The organism is Aliirhizobium wenxiniae, assembly GCF_019511445.1.
In the GTDB taxonomy this organism is placed as follows: domain Bacteria; phylum Pseudomonadota; class Alphaproteobacteria; order Rhizobiales; family Rhizobiaceae; genus Neorhizobium; species Neorhizobium wenxiniae_A.
In genome coordinates this window covers 232,411-249,347 of record NZ_JAEUAN010000007.1, presented here as the reverse complement: position 1 = coordinate 249,347, position 16,937 = coordinate 232,411, and the positions used below count along the sequence as shown (strand labels likewise).

17 protein-coding genes are annotated in these 16,937 nt (G+C 60.7%); 5 read left to right on the top strand and 12 right to left on the bottom strand.

Translation table 11 applies throughout. The features are described 5' to 3' along the window. Positions 1-57 precede the first annotated feature (57 nt). The gene (locus tag JNB91_RS11615) at positions 58-1,347 is read right to left on the bottom strand and encodes an ABC transporter substrate-binding protein (RefSeq protein WP_220325656.1); all 1,290 of its coding nucleotides are present in this window, start codon (positions 1,345-1,347) and stop codon (positions 58-60) included. A gap of 35 nt (positions 1,348-1,382) precedes the next feature. Further along, positions 1,383-2,474 carry an ABC transporter ATP-binding protein gene (locus JNB91_RS11610; protein ID WP_220325655.1) on the bottom strand — a complete coding sequence of 364 codons (1,092 nt, stop codon included), beginning with the start codon at positions 2,472-2,474 and terminating at the stop codon, positions 1,383-1,385. A gap of 238 nt (positions 2,475-2,712) precedes the next feature. Between JNB91_RS11610 and JNB91_RS11605 the strand changes: the two genes are divergently transcribed. Further along, entirely contained in the window at positions 2,713-3,429 is a 717-nt protein-coding gene (locus tag JNB91_RS11605) for a GntR family transcriptional regulator (protein ID WP_220325654.1), read from the top strand. 131 nt (positions 3,430-3,560) lie between these two features. Further along, positions 3,561-4,556, top strand: coding sequence for a LacI family DNA-binding transcriptional regulator (locus JNB91_RS11600; protein ID WP_220325653.1), 996 nt, complete (start codon positions 3,561-3,563; stop codon positions 4,554-4,556). A 3-nt stretch (positions 4,557-4,559) separates the two neighbouring features. Here JNB91_RS11600 and scpA read toward each other — a convergent pair whose 3' ends face one another. The 8 genes from scpA to JNB91_RS11560 form a co-directional block, all read right to left on the bottom strand. Further along, on the bottom strand, positions 4,560-6,725 hold the full coding sequence (gene scpA / locus JNB91_RS11595) for a methylmalonyl-CoA mutase (RefSeq protein ID WP_346269305.1): 2,166 nt from the start codon (positions 6,723-6,725) through the stop codon (positions 4,560-4,562). An 840-nt stretch (positions 6,726-7,565) separates the two neighbouring features. Then, positions 7,566-8,237, bottom strand: coding sequence for a DUF2161 domain-containing phosphodiesterase (locus tag JNB91_RS11590; protein ID WP_220325651.1), 672 nt, complete (start codon positions 8,235-8,237; stop codon positions 7,566-7,568). An 89-nt stretch (positions 8,238-8,326) separates the two neighbouring features. Next, complete coding sequence (locus JNB91_RS11585) at positions 8,327-8,761, bottom strand: hypothetical protein (protein WP_223218143.1); 435 nt, start codon at positions 8,759-8,761, stop codon at positions 8,327-8,329. A 3-nt stretch (positions 8,762-8,764) separates the two neighbouring features. Then, complete coding sequence (locus JNB91_RS11580; RefSeq protein ID WP_220325650.1) at positions 8,765-9,049, bottom strand: DUF2442 domain-containing protein; 285 nt, start codon at positions 9,047-9,049, stop codon at positions 8,765-8,767. Further along, the gene (locus JNB91_RS11575) at positions 9,030-9,266 is read right to left on the bottom strand and encodes a DUF4160 domain-containing protein (protein WP_220325649.1); all 237 of its coding nucleotides are present in this window, start codon (positions 9,264-9,266) and stop codon (positions 9,030-9,032) included. The genes JNB91_RS11580 and JNB91_RS11575 overlap by 20 nt, the downstream gene beginning before the upstream one ends. A gap of 57 nt (positions 9,267-9,323) precedes the next feature. Next, positions 9,324-10,433 carry an NnrS family protein gene (locus JNB91_RS11570; protein ID WP_220325648.1) on the bottom strand — a complete coding sequence of 370 codons (1,110 nt, stop codon included), beginning with the start codon at positions 10,431-10,433 and terminating at the stop codon, positions 9,324-9,326. Then, the gene (locus JNB91_RS11565; RefSeq protein ID WP_346269307.1) at positions 10,426-11,001 is read right to left on the bottom strand and encodes a UbiX family flavin prenyltransferase; all 576 of its coding nucleotides are present in this window, start codon (positions 10,999-11,001) and stop codon (positions 10,426-10,428) included. Before JNB91_RS11565 ends, JNB91_RS11570 begins: the two co-directional genes overlap by 8 nt. Continuing rightward, positions 10,995-12,536, bottom strand: coding sequence for a UbiD family decarboxylase (locus JNB91_RS11560; RefSeq protein ID WP_220325646.1), 1,542 nt, complete (start codon positions 12,534-12,536; stop codon positions 10,995-10,997). Before JNB91_RS11560 ends, JNB91_RS11565 begins: the two co-directional genes overlap by 7 nt. Before the next feature lie 110 nt (positions 12,537-12,646). Between JNB91_RS11560 and ubiT the strand changes: the two genes are divergently transcribed. Genes ubiT through ubiV form a run of 3 tightly spaced genes read left to right on the top strand, consistent with a single transcriptional unit; the run spans position 12,647 to position 15,083 of the window. After that, entirely contained in the window at positions 12,647-13,171 is a 525-nt protein-coding gene (ubiT, locus tag JNB91_RS11555; protein WP_220325645.1) for a ubiquinone anaerobic biosynthesis accessory factor UbiT, read from the top strand. Beyond that, positions 13,162-14,139: a ubiquinone anaerobic biosynthesis protein UbiU gene (ubiU, locus tag JNB91_RS11550; RefSeq protein WP_220325644.1), complete on the top strand. Its 978-nt coding sequence runs from the start codon at positions 13,162-13,164 to the stop codon at positions 14,137-14,139. The genes ubiT and ubiU overlap by 10 nt, the downstream gene beginning before the upstream one ends. 5 nt (positions 14,140-14,144) lie before the next feature. After that, entirely contained in the window at positions 14,145-15,083 is a 939-nt protein-coding gene (ubiV, locus tag JNB91_RS11545) for a ubiquinone anaerobic biosynthesis protein UbiV (protein WP_223218141.1), read from the top strand. 319 nt (positions 15,084-15,402) lie between these two features. Here the strand turns inward: ubiV and JNB91_RS11540 are convergent, their stop codons facing one another. Further along, positions 15,403-15,780: a hypothetical protein gene (locus JNB91_RS11540; RefSeq protein ID WP_148148581.1), complete on the bottom strand. Its 378-nt coding sequence runs from the start codon at positions 15,778-15,780 to the stop codon at positions 15,403-15,405. A 12-nt stretch (positions 15,781-15,792) separates the two neighbouring features. Beyond that, positions 15,793-16,698: a glutathione-dependent disulfide-bond oxidoreductase gene (yghU, locus tag JNB91_RS11535; protein WP_220325643.1), complete on the bottom strand. Its 906-nt coding sequence runs from the start codon at positions 16,696-16,698 to the stop codon at positions 15,793-15,795. Between the last annotated feature and the right edge of the window lie 239 nt (positions 16,699-16,937).

Sequence of the window (16,937 nt, the reverse complement as noted above, 5' to 3'; positions counted from 1 at the left end):
TATAAGAGACAGCCCTAACCCTCCCCACAAGGGGGAGGGGACTGGTTGGCGAATGCCTTAAGCCGCGATGAACTCGTTCCAGCGGCGAACCATGTAGCGGTCTTCGTCCATGACGGAGTTCCAGCAGGCGACATGGCCCATGCGTTCCTCGAAGGAACCGCCGTCGCGCACTGCCCCTGCCTTTTCCATCACCTTGCCGTCAGGTGCGACGATATCGCCGGCTGCGGCCTTGCCCTCGATCCAGTAGCCCCATTCGTCGGCCGACATGTGGTCCTTGGCGGTTTCCATGCAGGCGGAATAATAGCCCTGGCGGTTCAGATAGGCGCCGACCCAGCCGGACGTGTACCAGTTGATATATTCATAGGCAGCATCCAGCTGCGCGCCGGTCAGATGCGCGGCGATACCCAGGCCGCCGCCCCACGAGCGGTAACCTTCCTTGAGCGGCTGGTATTTGCAGGCGATGCCCTTGGAACGCACGGCGGCAACCGCCGGCGACCACATCGACTGGATGACCACTTCGCCGGACGACATGAGGTTGACCGATTCATCGAAGCTCTTCCAGAAAGCGCGGAACTGGCCGTCCTGCTTGGCCTTGATCAGGAAGTCGATCGTCTTGTCGATCTCTTCCTTGGTCATGTTGCCCTTGTCGGCATATTTCAGGTTGCCCATCGCTTCCATGATCATTGCAGCATCCATGATGCCGATCGACGGGATGTTGAGGATCGAGGTCTTGCCCTTGAATTTCGGGTCCATGATATCGGCCCAAGTGGTGATCTCGCGGCCGACGAGATCCGGACGAATGCCGAGCGTATCGGCATTGTAGATCGTCGGCATCATCGTGAACCACTGGGTCTCTTCCTTGGCAAACGTCTTGTCGCCCGCCTTCTCGACAAAACCGACCGTGTGCGGTGCCGTACCTTGCGCGATCACGCTGTCGGGCTTCAGCTTGCCGTTCTTGAACAGCGGTACGACCTTGTCGTAATATTTCAGCTTCTTCACATCCATCGGCTGGATCACACCGGCCGCATAGACCTTCTTCAGGATCCAGTATTCGATATCGGCGATGTCATAGGACTTCGGCTGGGTGACGGCGCGCTGGGCGGCGGCATCCGAATCGGTCGCCGTCATTTCCAGCGTGATGCCGAGATCGGCCTTGCACTTCTCGGCAATCGCATTGAGGTTCGAAACGCCGGTGCCGAACTGGCGAAGCGTGATCGGGTTCTGCGCCCAGATGGTCGGGAAACCGGTAATCGCACCGGAACCGGCGGCAAGGCCGGCGGCAGCCGATGCCGTCTTCAAAAGCGAGCGGCGGGAAATTCCCTTTGCCGTTTTCGTCGTCTCGGTCATGTCAGTTCTCCTCTTGAGGTTTTATTTTTGTATTTTCATTGCTTCAGCCGCCCCAGCACGAGCGCGTCCTGACGCTCCCAACTGAGCGGAATGGCGTCGCCCACCTTCACCGGGTTGGCGAAAAAGTCCTTGTCGCTGAGGATCGCGGTAAAATCCTCGACGCCCGCGCCATTGACGGTGAGCTTCACCGACGAACCGCGATATTCGACATTGGAGACCGACCCGGTGAAGCCCAGCCCCGTCTCCGTTGCCGGCGCAACGCGCACATGGTCGGTGCGCACGGCGATGTCGGCCGTGTCGGTCAGCCCGGCAGCATCGGCGCCGATGGCGAGAAAATCGCCGCCGGCCGGTACCGAGATCATCAGCTCGTCGCCTTCGCTTTTCGTCACCCGGCCGGAAATCACGTTATGGTCGCCCATGAACTTGGCGACGAAGGCGGTGGCCGGCCGTTCGAAAACGGTGCGCGGATGGGCGGCCTGTTCAATGCGCCCGTCATTCATGATGACGATGATATCGGCGAGCGCCATCGCTTCTTCCTGGCTGTGCGTCACATGTACGAATGTGATGCCGAGCGAGGTCTGCAGTTTCTTCAGCTCAGCCCGCATGCGGATCTTGAGGAAGGGGTCGAGCGCCGAAAGCGGCTCGTCGAGCAAAAGTGCTTCCGGATCGGTAATCAGGGCGCGGGCCAGTGCCACGCGCTGCTGCTGGCCGCCGGAAAGCTGGGCCGGACGGCGTGTCGCATAGGCTTCAAGCTGCATCAGCCGCAGCATGTCCATCGCCTTGGCGCGGCGTTCGTCCTTTTCGACGCCCTTCATCTTGAGCGAGAAGGCGACATTGTCGACGAGATCGAGATGCGGAAACAGCGCATAGGACTGGAACATCATCGCCGTGCCGCGTTTGGCCGGCGGCAAATCGGTGACGACCGCATTACCGAGGCGGATATCCCCGGTGGAAATCGATTCGTGGCCGGCGATCATTCTGAGCGTGGAAGTCTTGCCGCAGCCGGAAGGGCCAAGGAGGCAGCAATAGGTGCCGGCCGGTATCTTCAGGCTGATCTCGTGGACAGCGGTCGTGCTGCCATAGATCTTGGAGACGGATACGATGTCTATTTCAGCGGCTTTGCTCATAGGCATTCTCCTGCGATTATTTCGGTGATGCAGGAGCCGTGCCAGTTCAATTCATCGTTGAAGATCAAGGATTTTTCGAGCAGAGGCCATTTTCCGCTTTTGCGGTTGCGCAAAATTACAGCGATCGTTTTCGATCGGCTGTCCAAATTGTATGCAATCTGAAAGTCGAATTGCTAAACATCGTACTAGGCAGAAGACCCTGTCACGCGTTAGAACAGGGCATGCCGGACGAAAACCCATGACTTTGCTCGAAAACACTTCAACTCCCCCTGACCCCGTAACCGAAGACCGTTCGATGGCGATCCGCGAAACCCTGCGCAACGCCATTATAGATCGGCGTCTGGCACCGGGGACGAAGCTTTCGGAGGCGGAAGTCGGTGCGCTTTTCGACGTCAGCCGCACGGTTGCCCGTGCCGCCCTGCAGATGCTGACCTTCGAAGGGCTGGTGAAGACGGAGCGTAATCGCGGCGCTTTCGTCTCCCACCCCACACCGGAAGAGGCGCGGCAGATTTTTGCGTCCCGCCGCCTGATCGAGCCGGGCATCGTTGCGGCGGCCTCCGAACGCATCACGCCGGACGATATCGCCCGTTTTCGCGAGCAGTTGATCGAGGAAGAGCGCCACATCAACGAGCGCGGTCCGGCAGCAAGGCGGGCGGAGATCAAGGCATCCGGTGATTTCCACCTGATGCTTGCCTCAGTGGCCGGCAATGCCATTCTGCAGCGGTTCATGGACGAGCTTGTTGCACGCTCCTCGCTGGTCATCGCGCTCTACGGCCGTTCCGGTGTGTCGAGCTGCGGCCATAGCGAACACTTTGCCATTCTCGACCTGATCGAACGCGGCGACGCCAAACGTGCCGCCGATCTCATGCTGCACCATATCGATCACATCGAGGCTGATCTGGACCTTCAGCCGAAGCAGGGCGTGGCGCTGAAGGATGTTCTGGCGACCGGTTGAAACTTTCAATCGGCATTTTTACACGGGCAACTGTCATGTCACTGTAAACGTCGCTGCATAAGACATTTCACGCGATCTGCACGGCTGTGCAGCAATTGGGCGTGAAAAGTAGCATGAGAGACGACAGAAAAATGCGCTTTGTCAGCGCCGAACAGGTGGCAAAGCTGGCGGGAGTTTCCCGCTCCGCCGTCTCGCGAACCTTCACCGAAGGCGCAAGCGTCGCGCCGGCCACCCGCGAAAAGGTGCTGAAGGCCGCCGAAGAACTCGGGTATCACGTCAACGATCTTGCCCGCGGCGTGCTTTTGAACCAGAGCCGACTGGTCGGCGTGGTGGCGACCAAGCCGGAGATCGGTTTTCGCGCCCATCTGACGGCGGCGCTGACCAAGGCGCTCATTCGCCGCGGCTCCATTCCCGTTCTCATCAATACCGGCGAGACCGAAGAGGAATTGCTGGCGGCCCAGAAAATGCTGATCGGCCACCGCGCCGAGGCAACCGTCATTCTGTCCGGCTCGCCGCCCGAAAGTTTTTTCGAACTCGCCCAACGCAACGGCCAGCCGCTTGTCGTGATCGGCAGGGCAGAGCCGGATGCCGACCGTGTTCTGGCCGGCAATGCCGAGGCGTCGCGTGAGGCGGCGGAGGTTTTCATCAGTGCCGGTCGCCGCCGGCTCGCCGTCATCGGCTCTCATTCTGCCACGCCCAGCATCGCTGAACGTGAAAACGCTTTTGTCGCTGCGGCTCACGCTGCCGGATGTGAGGTAAGGATCGCCCATGGCCGCGATTCCGATTATGACGGCGGCATCGTTGCGGCTCGCACGTTGTTTTCGCAAGGCGAGCGGCCCGACGCGATCTTCTGCGCCAACGATCTTCTGGCATTCGGCGCGATGGACGTGATCCGCCAGGAGTTTTCCCTTTCGGTGCCGGACGATGTTGCGCTGATCGGTTTCGACGACGTGCCGGAAGCGGCTTGGCTGAGTTACGGACTCACCACCTTTCGGCAGGATCCGGCAGCGATCGCGGCCCGCGCCGTGATGCTGCTCGACAGGCGGCAGCAGAAGCCCGACGAGCCGCGTGCTTGCGAGCGGGTTATCCCGCAGCTGGTGTTCCGCAAGAGCTTTTCCAGGCCCTGACCGTCAGGCGACCGCGTTTCTCCTTTTGCCTTCCAGCAGGTCGATGATCGAGTTCGCGGCATCGAGGACGTTGGTTCCCGGTCCGAAGACGGCGGCGACGCCATTTTCCAGCAGATAGTCGTAATCCTGCCGCGGGATGACCCCGCCGACCACAACGATGATGTTTTCCGCACCCTTGGCCTTCAGTGCTTCGACCAGTTGCGGTGCGAGTGTGCGGTGACCGGCGGCAAGCGACGACATGCCGACGACCTGCACCTTTTCCTTCACCGCCAGATCGGCTGCCTCTTCCGGCGTCTGGAACAGCGGACCGGCCAGAACCGTGAAGCCGATATCGCCGAAGGCCGAGGCAATCACCTTGGCGCCGCGGTCATGCCCGTCCTGACCGAGCTTGGCGACGAGGATCTTCGGTTTGCCAGTGGATTTTCCGTATTCCGATAGCCGGCTTACGATTGTCTTGTATTCCGGGTCGTCGCTATAGGCCGGACCGTAGATGTCGCCCACCACTTCCGGCACGGCGGCATGGTCACCGAAGGATTGTCGCATCGCATCGGAAATCTCGCCGACCGTAGCACGCGACCGCGCCGCTTCGACCGCGGCCTCCAGCAGATTGCCGGTGCCGGTTTTGGCCACTTCGGAAAGGGCGGCCAGTGTTTGTTCGACGCGTTTCGGATCGCGCTGGCGGCGCACTTTTTCCAGCCGATCGATCTGCGATTTGCGCACGGCCGAATTGTCGATCGCCAGAATGTCGATATCGTCCTCGTTTTCCAGCCGGAACTTGTTGACGCCGACGATGATCTCCTGCCCCCGATCGACCTTCGCCTGGCGGAGCGTTGCCGCCTCCTCGATCAGCCGCTTCGGCAGACCATCGGCAACCGCCTTGGTCATGCCGCCGAGTTTTTCGACTTCCTCGATCAGGTCCCAGGCTTTTTCTGCCAACTCATTGGTCAGGCTTTCGACATAATAGGACCCGGCCAGCGGATCGACCACCTTGGTCACGCCCGTCTCGTGCTGCAGGATCAGCTGCGTGTTACGCGCAATGCGGGCGGAAAAATCGGTCGGCAGCGCCATCGCCTCGTCCAGCGCGTTGGTATGCAGCGACTGGGTGCCGCCGAGAACGGCCGACAGCGCCTCGTAAGCCGTACGGATGACGTTGTTATAAGGGTCCTGTTCCTGCAGCGAGACGCCGGATGTCTGGCAATGGGTTCGAAGCATCAGCGATGACGCCTTTTTCGGCTCGAATTCTTCCATGATCCGTGACCATAAAAGGCGGGCGGCTCTGAGCTTTGCTGCTTCCATGAAGAAATTCATGCCGATAGCAAAGAAGAACGACAGGCGCCCGGCGAAATCGTCGACATTCAGCCCCTTGGCAAGCGCCGCCCGCACGTATTCGCGCCCGTCGGCCAGCGTGAAGGCCAGCTCCTGCACAAGCGTCGCACCCGCCTCCTGCATGTGATAGCCGGAGATCGAGATGGAGTTGAAGCGCGGCATTTCCTTGGCCGTATATTCGATGATGTCGGCAACGATCCGCATCGAGGGTTCCGGCGGGTAGATATAGGTGTTGCGGACCATGAACTCCTTCAGGATATCGTTCTGGATCGTCCCGGAAAGTTCCGCCTTCGAACAGCCCTGTTCCTCGCCGGCAACGATGAAGGAGGCAAGGATCGGGATGACCGCGCCGTTCATCGTCATCGACACCGACATGTCTTTCAGCGGAATGCCGTCGAACAGGATCTTCATGTCCTCGACCGAATCGATCGCCACGCCGGCCTTTCCGACATCACCTTCGACGCGCGGATGGTCCGAATCGTAACCGCGATGGGTGGCAAGGTCGAAGGCGACGGAAAGGCCTTTCTGGCCGGCGGCGAGATTGCGGCGATAAAAGGCGTTGGAGGCCTCGGCGGTGGAAAAACCGGCATATTGGCGGATCGTCCAGGGCCGGCCGGCATACATGGTGGCACGGGGCCCGCGCACGAAAGGTTTGATGCCCGGCATCGTGTCGAGGTGGTCGATGCCTTCAAGATCGTCCGCCGTATAGAGCGGCTTGATGTCGATGCCTTCCGCCGTGTGCCATGTCAGCGTCTCGGGCGATGCCTTCAGTTCCTTTTCCGCAAGCTTTTCCCAATCGTCTCTATTGGCCTGCTGATGGGGCTTCGAGCTGTTGTCCGACACCGGTTTCCTCCTGAACATGCGGTTTCGTTCACGCGCGTTTTTAAACGCCGTGGTGATCAATATAGAACTCGGACGGGGCGCTGAAAGCTGCCTCTTAGTTTAAGTTTTTATGTGACACCTCTCAGCGCCCCGTTCGGCCGTTTTTATCCGCGACTCCGGTCCCTCTGCCTTGGCCTTGCCGGATGATCCTTTACCGCCGGCCTTTCCGCTTTCACGGACGGACTTGTTCTAAGCCCGGCGAAACCATCCTTGAGGCCACCATGTGTGCCGCACAGGCACATCCGACGCGCCGTTCGGGCATCAGAAGCGGGAGGTCGATCCGAAAACCTCATCCGCTTCTCCCGTGTCGCCGGAGGGAGACCATTTTCCGCGGACCCCGGTGATGAAGATTTACGTCCTCCCTCCATCACCGGAACCGATCCCGCCTCGCCGGCACGACTGCCGGTGTATCCGTGACGGGACGGGAAGATTGTAGGCATGAGATTGGAGGGCGGGGATGAAAGGGGATGAGATTTAGCGCGGTGTCTTCCTATCCCCCTGCGCGAGAGGAAGAAAAATCAGCATCTTAGCCCGCAGGGATAAGTGCTGGATTTTTCAGGAGAGGGGCAATGTCGTCCCCAGTCCTTACCCCCTCACTTGCAATTTCTGAAACTTAGCCTTTGGCTAAGATTTCGAAATTGCTTTCTCTCCCACAAGGGGAGAGATAACGCTGCCGCGCTCTCGGCGCCTACCTCTCCCCTTGTGGGAGAGGTTACAAAATCGAGATCTTAGCAAAGCTAAGTCTTAGATTTTGTTGGTGAGGGGATAGAACCACGCCGAGCTTTCTGTTTGGTCCACTCACTAAGTTTTGACCGCTGAGACCGCGTTGATTTCCCACTGCCGGACCGCCTTCGCCCCATCCTCGCTGAGGCCATAAACGCCCTTGTCGATCTTTTCGAACCAGCCGTAATAATTGTCGCGCAGCATCGCGCCCGCCTTGGGCGTGATCGCCTTGAGGTCGCGCGGTCTAAGCGGCCCGTCGACAAGTGCGCAGGCGCAGGCCAGCGCCTGCTGCCGGTAGGCTGTCATGATCGGGATTTTGGTGGAGCCGCCAAGTGCGGGGTCGCCCTGGCGCTTGCGGTGTTCCTTGATGAGCTTGGTGCGCCGTTTCGGATTGGTGCGCGGCATCGGCGAGACGGAGCTGACGAGGATGCTGACCTCTCCCTGATCGGAAACACCGAGCATGCCGATGCCGAGCCGGCGGCAGAGATCGCGGTAACGTTTGTCGGCCTCCCGGCCCCTGCCTTTTGCCGAGACACGGGCGGCGATCCACACCTCGTCGGCAGCACTTGCCCGGTCGACCGCCTGCAGGATCAGTTCCAGGTTGAAGCTGAGTTTTAGCTCGCAGACGACCATCACGGTCGGGTCGCCGTCGCTCAGGCCAAGCATGTCGCAGCCGCCGATCTCGCCCTTGACCGAATAGCCGGCGGCTTCGAGGAACTGTTTGACGGGAAGGTAGAGCGAGGTTTCCATGCGGGCCTGATATCGGTGACCAGCGACCGATAGCTGATTTGCGCGCCCGAACCCATCTTTTCTGCCGAATGCAAGCAAGACCGAATAGGTTATCGGGACGACGGATCGTCTTCGGAGGTTTCTTCTTCCTCTTCGCGGTACTTGCTTTCATAGGGAAGCATCAGGATGGCCGATGCCGCCGTCGCGCCGCCGAACAGGGAGGCGAAGGGCACGAGAACCAGAAAAAGCGGCAGAACAGGATTAGCCGCCCGCAGGATCAGTCCGCGCAGGCCGCCGATATCGAGCGCGATCAGGGCAATGCCGACACCGATGCCGATGACAATGCCCAGAAGCGCATTGACGGCCAGAAAGCGCAGCATCTCCCGATGATCGCGGCGCGCTTCCTCCGGCGTCAGCTTCGGCTTGCGGGAATTGTGGAGGATGGCATCCCGCGCCCTTTGCCGGTCTGTCCAGCGCCGCAGCCAGCCGGGTTTCAGCCAGTCGAACGGATCGGGCAGTTTTGCCATCTGCAGGATCGAGGTCATCGGCTACTCCGCAGCTTCGGCAGGAGGCACAGCACCCGGTGCCGCGCCGCCGATGAGCAAAGCCTCGGCACTGATATATTCATCGATCTCTTCCCAGCCGACCGCATCGCCAAAAGGAAGGATGGCCCAGTTGTTGCGCTGCTCGGGGGAGGCGGCGTCGAGGCGGGGATACCACCAGAGCGGCGCTTCGATGCGGCGTCCGTCCGCCATCAGGAAGACGAATGTCTCGTCGTTTATCTCAACTGCGGAAATCTGCAGATACCGGTCGTCAATCTCCAAAATAGCCATGCCACGCCTCCTCGAATTCATCCCTGTGGTCGGCAGTGACCTTCAGAATAGCATTCACCTCATGCGGCGCGAAGCCCGCATTGCGTGCGACGTTGCATTCACGCAGCCAGACTTTCAGCTGCTTGCCATCCTTGAGCACGTGAATATGCGGCGGTTCTCCGGTCTCTTTCGAATAAAAGACAAAACGATGGCCTTTCCATAACAGCAATGTCGGCATTCCTGGCCTCGACAGTGATGGATGCTCGCGATTGCGTGGGCAGTATCGGGCCTGAACTCATCGCGCGCAATTGGCTGTGTTGCGCCGGCGCAGAACCAGGACGGCATAACCGGCGAACCCGGCGAGCCAGAAGGCCTGGGCTGTGTGAAGCTGGCTCAGCCCATATTCGGGATGGAACGCGTAGCCGATGCGCTGAGCGAGTGCGCAGGCAAGGCAGAAGTAGGTGGCGGTCCCGAGAAGCGAGCGCTGGAAGGACTGGCCGTTGCGCTTGCGCACCATCGAGGTCGCGATGGCGACGGCAAGCGAGGCGAGCCCGCCGATCGCCAGAACATGTTGCGGAACTGCAAGCGGTATCGGGCTTCCCGGCAACGCCTGGATGGCAAGAAGCAGAAAACCGATACGTTTCGCCACCATTGCGAAGGTCATGAAGCTCACGCCGCCATAATGGAAGGCGTGCCAGGGGGCGATCCGGATCAGCCAGAGGAGACCGCTGATGCCGGCGAGTGCGGCAACGGTCCCATAGGGCAGATCGAACGCCCAGAGCAGAAGCGTCAGCAGGCTGGTGATCCGCTGGGTGAGGGAAAGCCATGCGGTTGGAAGCGGTCGCGATGGCCGGCCATCGCGGGTGCGGCCCGAATCGATGACCATCGGGAAAATGCGGTTGCCGACTTCAAAACAGATCGCAAGGATCAGGCAGAAGCCGAGCATCGTGGCGCCCGACCATAGATCAAGGGCGGCAACGATGCCGGTGCCGGTATGGGCTGCGGCAAGCCCGAGCAGCGGATATGCCTGGGTTGCGCGCGCCCGGATCGCGGTGACGGAAAAGGCCGCGATGGCCGAAAGGCCGACGATCGAGCGCAGTTGTGCGCCGAGAGCGAGGTCATGAAGGCCGAGCAGAAAGGCCAGCGCTTGCGCAATAAGGATCAGCCGGATCAAGTGCGGCGCAAGGATCGGCCGGCCGACCCATCGCGGCAGAGCCTTCAGCATGAAACCGAGCAGCTGCACCAGCATGAAGCCGAAGATCATTTCATTGGCGTGATGGGAAAAATCGCCGTCCCATATCTCGATAGGGGAGACTATTGCCCGGATGGCGGTGAGCGCGGCAAGGAAAAAGGCGATGCGGAAATAATCGAATGGCGGCTTGGCCGGTGCGTTCGCCTCAGGCATTGCCATCCCATTCGACGGCAAGCGGGGCCTGTCCGAGATCGAGCTGGTCGACGGCGCGGGCGGCGATGTGATCGACGATGTCTGCGATCGTTTTCGGCTGCCGGTAGAAGGCGGGCACCGGCGGCAGGATCGTGGCGCCCATTTCGGTGACCGCAACCATGTTGCGCAGATGGCCGATATGCAACGGCGTTTCGCGGGCAAGCAGGACCAGTTTGCGGCGCTCCTTCAGATGCACGTCCGCGGCGCGGGTGAGAAGGTTGTCGGACAGGCCGGTGGCGATCGCCGCCAGAGAGCGCATGGAGCAGGGGGCGACGATCATGCCTGCAGTCTTGAAGGAACCGCTGGCGATTGTTGCGCCGATATCATTAGCCGGATAATTTTTCGGAGCGAGTGCGATGAGATCGGTGAGGGCATCCGGGCCGAGTTCGTACGCGAGCGTGCGTTTTCCGGCCTCTGAGACAACGAGATGCAGTTCCACATCCGGCAGGCTGCATAGCAGTTCGCCTATCCTCATCGCAATGGCCGCTCCGGAGGCACCGGCGACGCCTAGCACGACCCGCTTCAAGATGCGCCCCCGACCGGACCAAGGCCGAGTTCGTCCCACATGGCGGAGACGCGTTCCTTGACCTCGGGTGTCATGGCAAGGACCTTGCCCCATTCGCGGTCGGTCTCAGCGCCGATCTTGTCGGTCGCGTCCAGCCCGAGCTTGCCGCCCAGCCCGTGTTTCGGCGAAGCGAAGTCGAGATAGTCGATCGGCGTATTGTCGAGCACGACCATGTCGCGCGAGGCGTCGAACCGGGTGGACAGCGCCCAGATGACGTCCGGCCAGTGGCGGACATTGACGTCGGGATCGACCGCGATGATCAGCTTCGTGTAGCTGAACTGCGGCAGCATCGACCAGAGGCCGAGCATGATCCGCCGCGCCTGGCCGGGATAGCGCTTGTCGATCGACACGACGATGGCGCGGTAGGAACAGGCTTCCGGCGGCAGCCACAGGTCGACGATTTCCGGGAACTGCTTTTTCACCAGCGGGATGAAAAGCTCGTTCATCGCCTCGCCCATGACGGACGGTTCATCCGGCGGCCGGCCGGTATAGGTGGACAGATAGACGGGCTTCTTGCGCATGGTGATCGCGGTCACCTGCATCACAGGAAAACGATCGACGGCATTGTAATAGCCGGTGTGGTCGCCGTAAGGGCCTTCGTCTGCCATCTCGGATGCCGAGACCGTGCCTTCGATGATGATTTCGGCGTTGGCCGGAATATAGAGCGGCTGGGTTTTCGCCTTGACGACACGGCTGCGGCGACGGCGAAGTACGCCGGCGAAGGAAAGCTCGCTCATCCCTTCGGGCAGCGGCATGACAGCGGAAAGGATGGTCTGCGGGTCGGCCCCGATGGCGATGGCCACCGGCATGTCCTGTCCCGCTTTCTGCCACTGCCGGTGGTGGCCGGCACCGCCGCGATGCGCCAGCCAGCGCATGATCAGCCGGTCGCGGCCGAGCTTCTGCATCCGGTATACGCCGAGATTGACGTCGTTCTCGTCCTCGAAGCCGCGGGTGACGACGAGCGGCCAGGTGACGAGCGGGGCGGGTTCTCCCGGCCAGCAACACTGGATCGGCAGCTTGCCGAGGTCGATGTCGTCGCCGATCAGAAGCTGCTCCTGGCTGCGTGCCCAGCTGGTCTGGCGACGCACGCCGAGCGAAAGCGCCGAGCGCAGCATCGGCAGCTTGCCGACCGCGTCTTTCAGCGAGGCCGGCGGTTTTGGCTCGCGCAACTCTCCGAGAAGCTTTGCCAGGTCACCGATCCTGCCCGGCTCCAACCCGAAACCGAGTTCGATCCGCTCACGCGTGCCGAATAGATTGGCGAGAAGCGGTATCGAGACGACATTTCCATCCGCATCGACCGGTTTTTCGAACCACAGCGCCGGACCGCCGTCGGCAAGCACACGGCGATGGATTTCCGTCACCTCGTGCACTAGGCTGACCGGCCGGAAAATCCGCTTCATGAGGCCACGATTTTCCAGTTCCCGGGCAAAATGCTGCAGGTCGTCATAACGCCGAAGGGCTGGGGTCAAGGCTCGGGCAGAGGCGGTTTCTTGGGTCATGCCTTTCTGTGCAGAGAGATTTTCGAAACGTCCTTGTCATAGCTCAAGTGGTTTTGCGGGAGGGGGATTTACGGTCCGTGAAACCCTGAAACGAAAAATGTCGTCCGCCCATGCTGATACCGCCTATTCTTTCCGCGCCACTCCATATGATCCCGATCCCGTTGATCGAGCGGATCTGCCGGCTAATGTTCGGCCGCATTGCCAAGGCGCATCCCGGGCTTTTCGAACGGCTGGACGAACATAGGGAAAAGCGCTTCGCCTTCCTGCCGACCGATCTTCCGCTCGCCTTCGTCGTCGTGCCGGGCAGAGAGGAAATCTCTGTGCTGCGCAAGCCGGTGGACATCGAAGCGGATGCGGTCACGGAAGCACCGCTTTTCCTGCTTCTTGCGCTAATGGAAGGGCGCTGCGATGCCGACGCGCTGTTCTTTTCTCGCGATCTTTCGGTGACCGGCGACATGGAGGCGATGCTGGCCATGCGCAATGCGCTCGATGCCAGCAATATCGATCTGCAGAAGGATCTGGCAAAGCTTGCCGGTCCGCTCGCACCCGTTGCGAGGCGGGTGATCGGTGAGATCCGTGACCGTGCGCTGAAGGATCAGATGAGGACCGCAGGAGAAGCCACAGCATGGAACTGATCTGCCCCGCAGGCACGCCGGCAGCCTTTCACGAGGCCGTCGATGCCGGTGCCGATGCCGTCTATTGCGGTTTTCGCGATGAAACCAATGCCCGCAATTTTCCCGGCCTGAATTTTTCCCGCGAAGAACTGCGGGAGGCGATCGCCTACGCCAAGCGAAAAGGCACGCAGACCTTCGTCGCGCTCAATACCTTTATGCGCGCAGGCGCAGAGGAGATCTGGTACAAGGGGGCGGCCGACGCGGTGGCGCTTGGCGCCGATGCGCTTATCTTGGCCGATTTCGGCCTCATGGCGCATGTGGCGGAAAAGTATCCGCAGCAGCGTCTGCATGTCTCGGTTCAGGCTTCCGCCTCCAATCCCGACGCGATCAATTTCCTCGTCGATGCCTTCAACGCCCAGCGCGTCGTGCTGCCGCGCACCTTGACGATCGCCGACATTGCAAGGATCGGCAAGAATATCCGTTGCGAAATGGAAGTCTTCGTTTTCGGCGGGCTCTGCGTCATGGCGGAAGGCCGCTGTTCGCTCTCTTCCTACGCAACGGGTAAGTCGCCCAACATGAACGGCGTCTGTTCGCCGGCAAGCCACGTGCGCTACCGCAAGGATGGCGGCGAACTGGTGTCCGAACTCGGCGAGTTCACCATCAACCGCTTTCCGGCAGGCGAGGCGGCCGGTTACCCGACGCTCTGCAAGGGCCGGTTCGATATTGCCGACAGCAATGGTTATGCCTTCGAGGATCCGGTTTCGCTGGATGTGATGGGTGAACTGGAAGCGCTCAAAGCTGCCGGCGTAAAGGCGCTGAAGATCGAAGGCCGGCAGCGCGGCAAGGCCTATGTGGCCGAAGTCGTGTCGACCATGAAGGCGGCGCTGAACAGCGCGCCGGATCGCCGCGCGCCGCTTCTGGCGCGCCTGCGGACCATGAGCGAAGGACAGAAGACGACGTCCGGCGCCTACGAGAAACGCTGGAGATAAGCGTGATGACCGATATGAAGAAAACCAGCCTGACGCTCGGGCCGGTCTATTATCTCTGGAATGCGGAAAAGTGGCGCGATTTCCATTTCCGTATTGCCGATGAAGCGCCGGTGGACCGGGTGGTGATCGGCGAGACCGTCTGTTCGAAACGCCAGCATTTCATCGAGCCGCATCTGGCCGAAGTGGTGGAACGTCTGGAAAGTGCCGGCAAGACGGTGATCCTGTCGACGCTGGCGCTGGTGACACTAAACCGCGAGAGCAAACAGATCCGTGAAATGGCCGAGGTAAGCGAGCACCTGATGGAGGCCAATGATCTTTCGGCGTTGGCGATCCTGAAGGACAAGCCGCACACGATCGGGCCGCTGGTCAATGTCTATAACGCGCCGACCGCAAGGCTGCTCGCCGGCCGCGGGGCAAAACGCATCTGTCTGCCGCCGGAACTGCCTTTCTCGTCGGTGAAGGAAATCGCCGCCGAATTCCCGGATATCGATTTCGAGGTTTTCGCCTTCGGCCGCATGCCGCTCGCTATTTCCGCACGCTGCGCCCATGCCCGCTCCAAGGGCAAGATCAAGGACAATTGCCAGTTCGTCTGCGGTGAGGACCCGGATGGGTTGCCGGTGCGCACGCTCGACCGCCAGTCTTTTCTGGCGCTGAACGGCGTGCAGACGGTCTCGCATGCCTGCCAGTCGCTGCTCGGCGAACTGGATCATCTGGTCAAGGCAGGCGTGCGCTCATTCCGTCTGTCGCCGCAGGATTGCGACATGGTGGAAGTCGCAAAGCTGCACCGCGCGGTGCTCGATGAAACGGTGGATGCGGATGCGGGTGTTGCGAAGCTGCGCCAGCTTTATGCCGCAGCCCCGCTTGCTAACGGTTTCCATCACGCCAAGGAAGGCGCCGTCTGGATGGCGCGCACCCGCAGCCTGCAGGCGGCATGGCCGGCTTGAGGGGGCTGGTCTGAGAGGGAAGGCTTGGGAACGACTGGGTAGATTGCTGACAAAGCTTGCGTTCAGCAATGGTGAGGGTTGCTTTGGAGATCGTCGGCAATGAGACCCTCCCTCATTCCTGTGCTTGTCACAGGAATCCAGCCACGCGAAGTCTTTCGCGTGAAAGGAGTCTCTCGCGTCGCAGACGCGACGCTGCTGGATCCCTGTGACAAGCACAGGGATGAGGGCGATCATGGCTCTTGTGGTCGAAAACAGCTTTGTCAGCGGTCCAGGCCAGCTCATTCAGCAAAAGCCGAAGCCGATTGCGTCCGAAATTGCCTTAAACCTCGAAAATCTCGTCAAAAGATTCCGGAAAATTCTGGCGGGCGACCTTTTCGTTGATGACGAGCAGCGATTCGTAGGACAGCGGATCGAAATCCTTGTCGGCTGGCATCACTTCGCGACCGAAGAGCAGGCAGAGCCGCGCGGCATCGAGATTGCCGCGCTCGAAAGGCTGATCGCCGAAATAGAACCAGAGTGCATGCAGGAAGGCCGCATCGACGCGGTGTTCCTTGGTGCCCGGCCGCGCCTTGCGGGGGATCGCCTTCAGCGGCGTAACCCCCTTTGGATTGGCGCGACGGATGGTGAACTGGGTTCCAGTTCCCGGCAGGCCGCCCGGAAAACCGCGGTGTTTGGTCATTTCGGGCAGGTTTGCCATGTCTTGGTCCCTTTAAGTTTTTGCGACCTTGTCGGCCGTCTTGGTGTCGAAATCGGAGGCGTCGTGACGCTCGTGCAGCTGCTCGGAGGGATCGCCCGACATGCGGTTGACCATGCGCCCACGCTTCACCGCCGGCCGGGCAAAAACTTCCGCCGTCCAGCGCTGCAGGTTCCTATAGCTCTGAACGTCGAGGAAGTCACCGGCATCGCCATAGGCCTGGCCGAGCGCCAGATTGCCGTACCATGGCCAGATCGCCATGTCGGCGATCGTGTATTCCTTACCCGCCATGAACTGGTTTTCGGCCAGATGCCGGTCGAGCACGTCGAGCTGGCGCTTGGTTTCCATTGCATAGCGGTCGATCGCATATTTGATCTTGATCGGCGCATAGGCATAAAAATGACCGAAACCGCCGCCGACGAAGGGCGCCGAGCCCATCTGCCAGAACAGCCAGTTCAGCGTTTCCGCCCGCGTGCGGGCATCCGTCGGCAGGAAGGCACCGAATTTTTCCGCCAGATAGGTCATGATCGAAGCCGATTCGAACAGGCGGATCGGTTTTCCGCCATCCTTCGGCGCATGGTCCAGCATTGCCGGGATTTTTGAATTCGGGTTGATACCAACGAAGCCCGAGCCGAACTGGTCGCCGTCACCGATCTTGATCAGCCAGGCATCGTATTCGGCGCCGGAATGCCCGGCCGCGAGAAGCTCTTCGAGCAGGATCGTCACCTTCACGCCGTTCGGCGTGCCGAGCGAATAGAGCTGCAGCGGATGTTTTCCGATCGGCAGTTCTTTTTCCTGCGTCGGGCCGGCGATCGGCCGGTTGATATTGGCAAACTGGCCGCCATTGCCCTTTTCCCAGGTCCAGACCTTGGAGGGTTCGTAACCTGCGGGGAAATTGTCGGCGGGGGATTTATCGGTCATCGAAATCGGTCCTTGCTCATCGCGCCATAAAAGCGGCTTGCGCCGGGTTGAATATAGGGATTGGTCCGCCGCCTGCTACCGTCGACTTCTATAAAGATGACGGCTGTCAGGCGAGATGCGTTTTTTCGTCCGGCACAAGGGAATGAGCAAAAGTTTGCGCCCTGAAATATTTCTCATTTATCAATCAAGCGCAGTCGCGCAACGGCATCTGCGCGGGTATGAATGTCGAGGCTGGAATG

Bases quoted from the DNA above. Each gene is read 5' to 3' on its own strand.
- JNB91_RS11615 (WP_220325656.1), bottom strand. From the start codon at position 1,347: ATGACCGAGACGACGAAAACGGCAAAGGGAATTTCCCGCCGCTCGCTT.
- JNB91_RS11610 (WP_220325655.1), bottom strand. From the start codon at position 2,474: ATGAGCAAAGCCGCTGAAATAGACATCGTATCCGTCTCCAAGATCTAT.
- JNB91_RS11605 (WP_220325654.1), top strand. From the start codon at position 2,713: ATGACTTTGCTCGAAAACACTTCAACTCCCCCTGACCCCGTAACCGAA.
- JNB91_RS11600 (WP_220325653.1), top strand. From the start codon at position 3,561: ATGCGCTTTGTCAGCGCCGAACAGGTGGCAAAGCTGGCGGGAGTTTCC.
- JNB91_RS11590 (WP_220325651.1), bottom strand. From the start codon at position 8,237: ATGGAAACCTCGCTCTACCTTCCCGTCAAACAGTTCCTCGAAGCCGCC.
- JNB91_RS11585 (WP_223218143.1), bottom strand. From the start codon at position 8,761: ATGACCTCGATCCTGCAGATGGCAAAACTGCCCGATCCGTTCGACTGG.
- JNB91_RS11580 (WP_220325650.1), bottom strand. From the start codon at position 9,049: ATGGCTATTTTGGAGATTGACGACCGGTATCTGCAGATTTCCGCAGTT.
- JNB91_RS11575 (WP_220325649.1), bottom strand. From the start codon at position 9,266: ATGCCGACATTGCTGTTATGGAAAGGCCATCGTTTTGTCTTTTATTCG.
- JNB91_RS11570 (WP_220325648.1), bottom strand. From the start codon at position 10,433: ATGCCTGAGGCGAACGCACCGGCCAAGCCGCCATTCGATTATTTCCGC.
- JNB91_RS11560 (WP_220325646.1), bottom strand. From the start codon at position 12,536: ATGACCCAAGAAACCGCCTCTGCCCGAGCCTTGACCCCAGCCCTTCGG.
- ubiT (WP_220325645.1), top strand. From the start codon at position 12,647: ATGCTGATACCGCCTATTCTTTCCGCGCCACTCCATATGATCCCGATC.
- ubiU (WP_220325644.1), top strand. From the start codon at position 13,162: ATGGAACTGATCTGCCCCGCAGGCACGCCGGCAGCCTTTCACGAGGCC.
- ubiV (WP_223218141.1), top strand. From the start codon at position 14,145: ATGACCGATATGAAGAAAACCAGCCTGACGCTCGGGCCGGTCTATTAT.
- JNB91_RS11540 (WP_148148581.1), bottom strand. From the start codon at position 15,780: ATGGCAAACCTGCCCGAAATGACCAAACACCGCGGTTTTCCGGGCGGC.
- yghU (WP_220325643.1), bottom strand. From the start codon at position 16,698: ATGACCGATAAATCCCCCGCCGACAATTTCCCCGCAGGTTACGAACCC.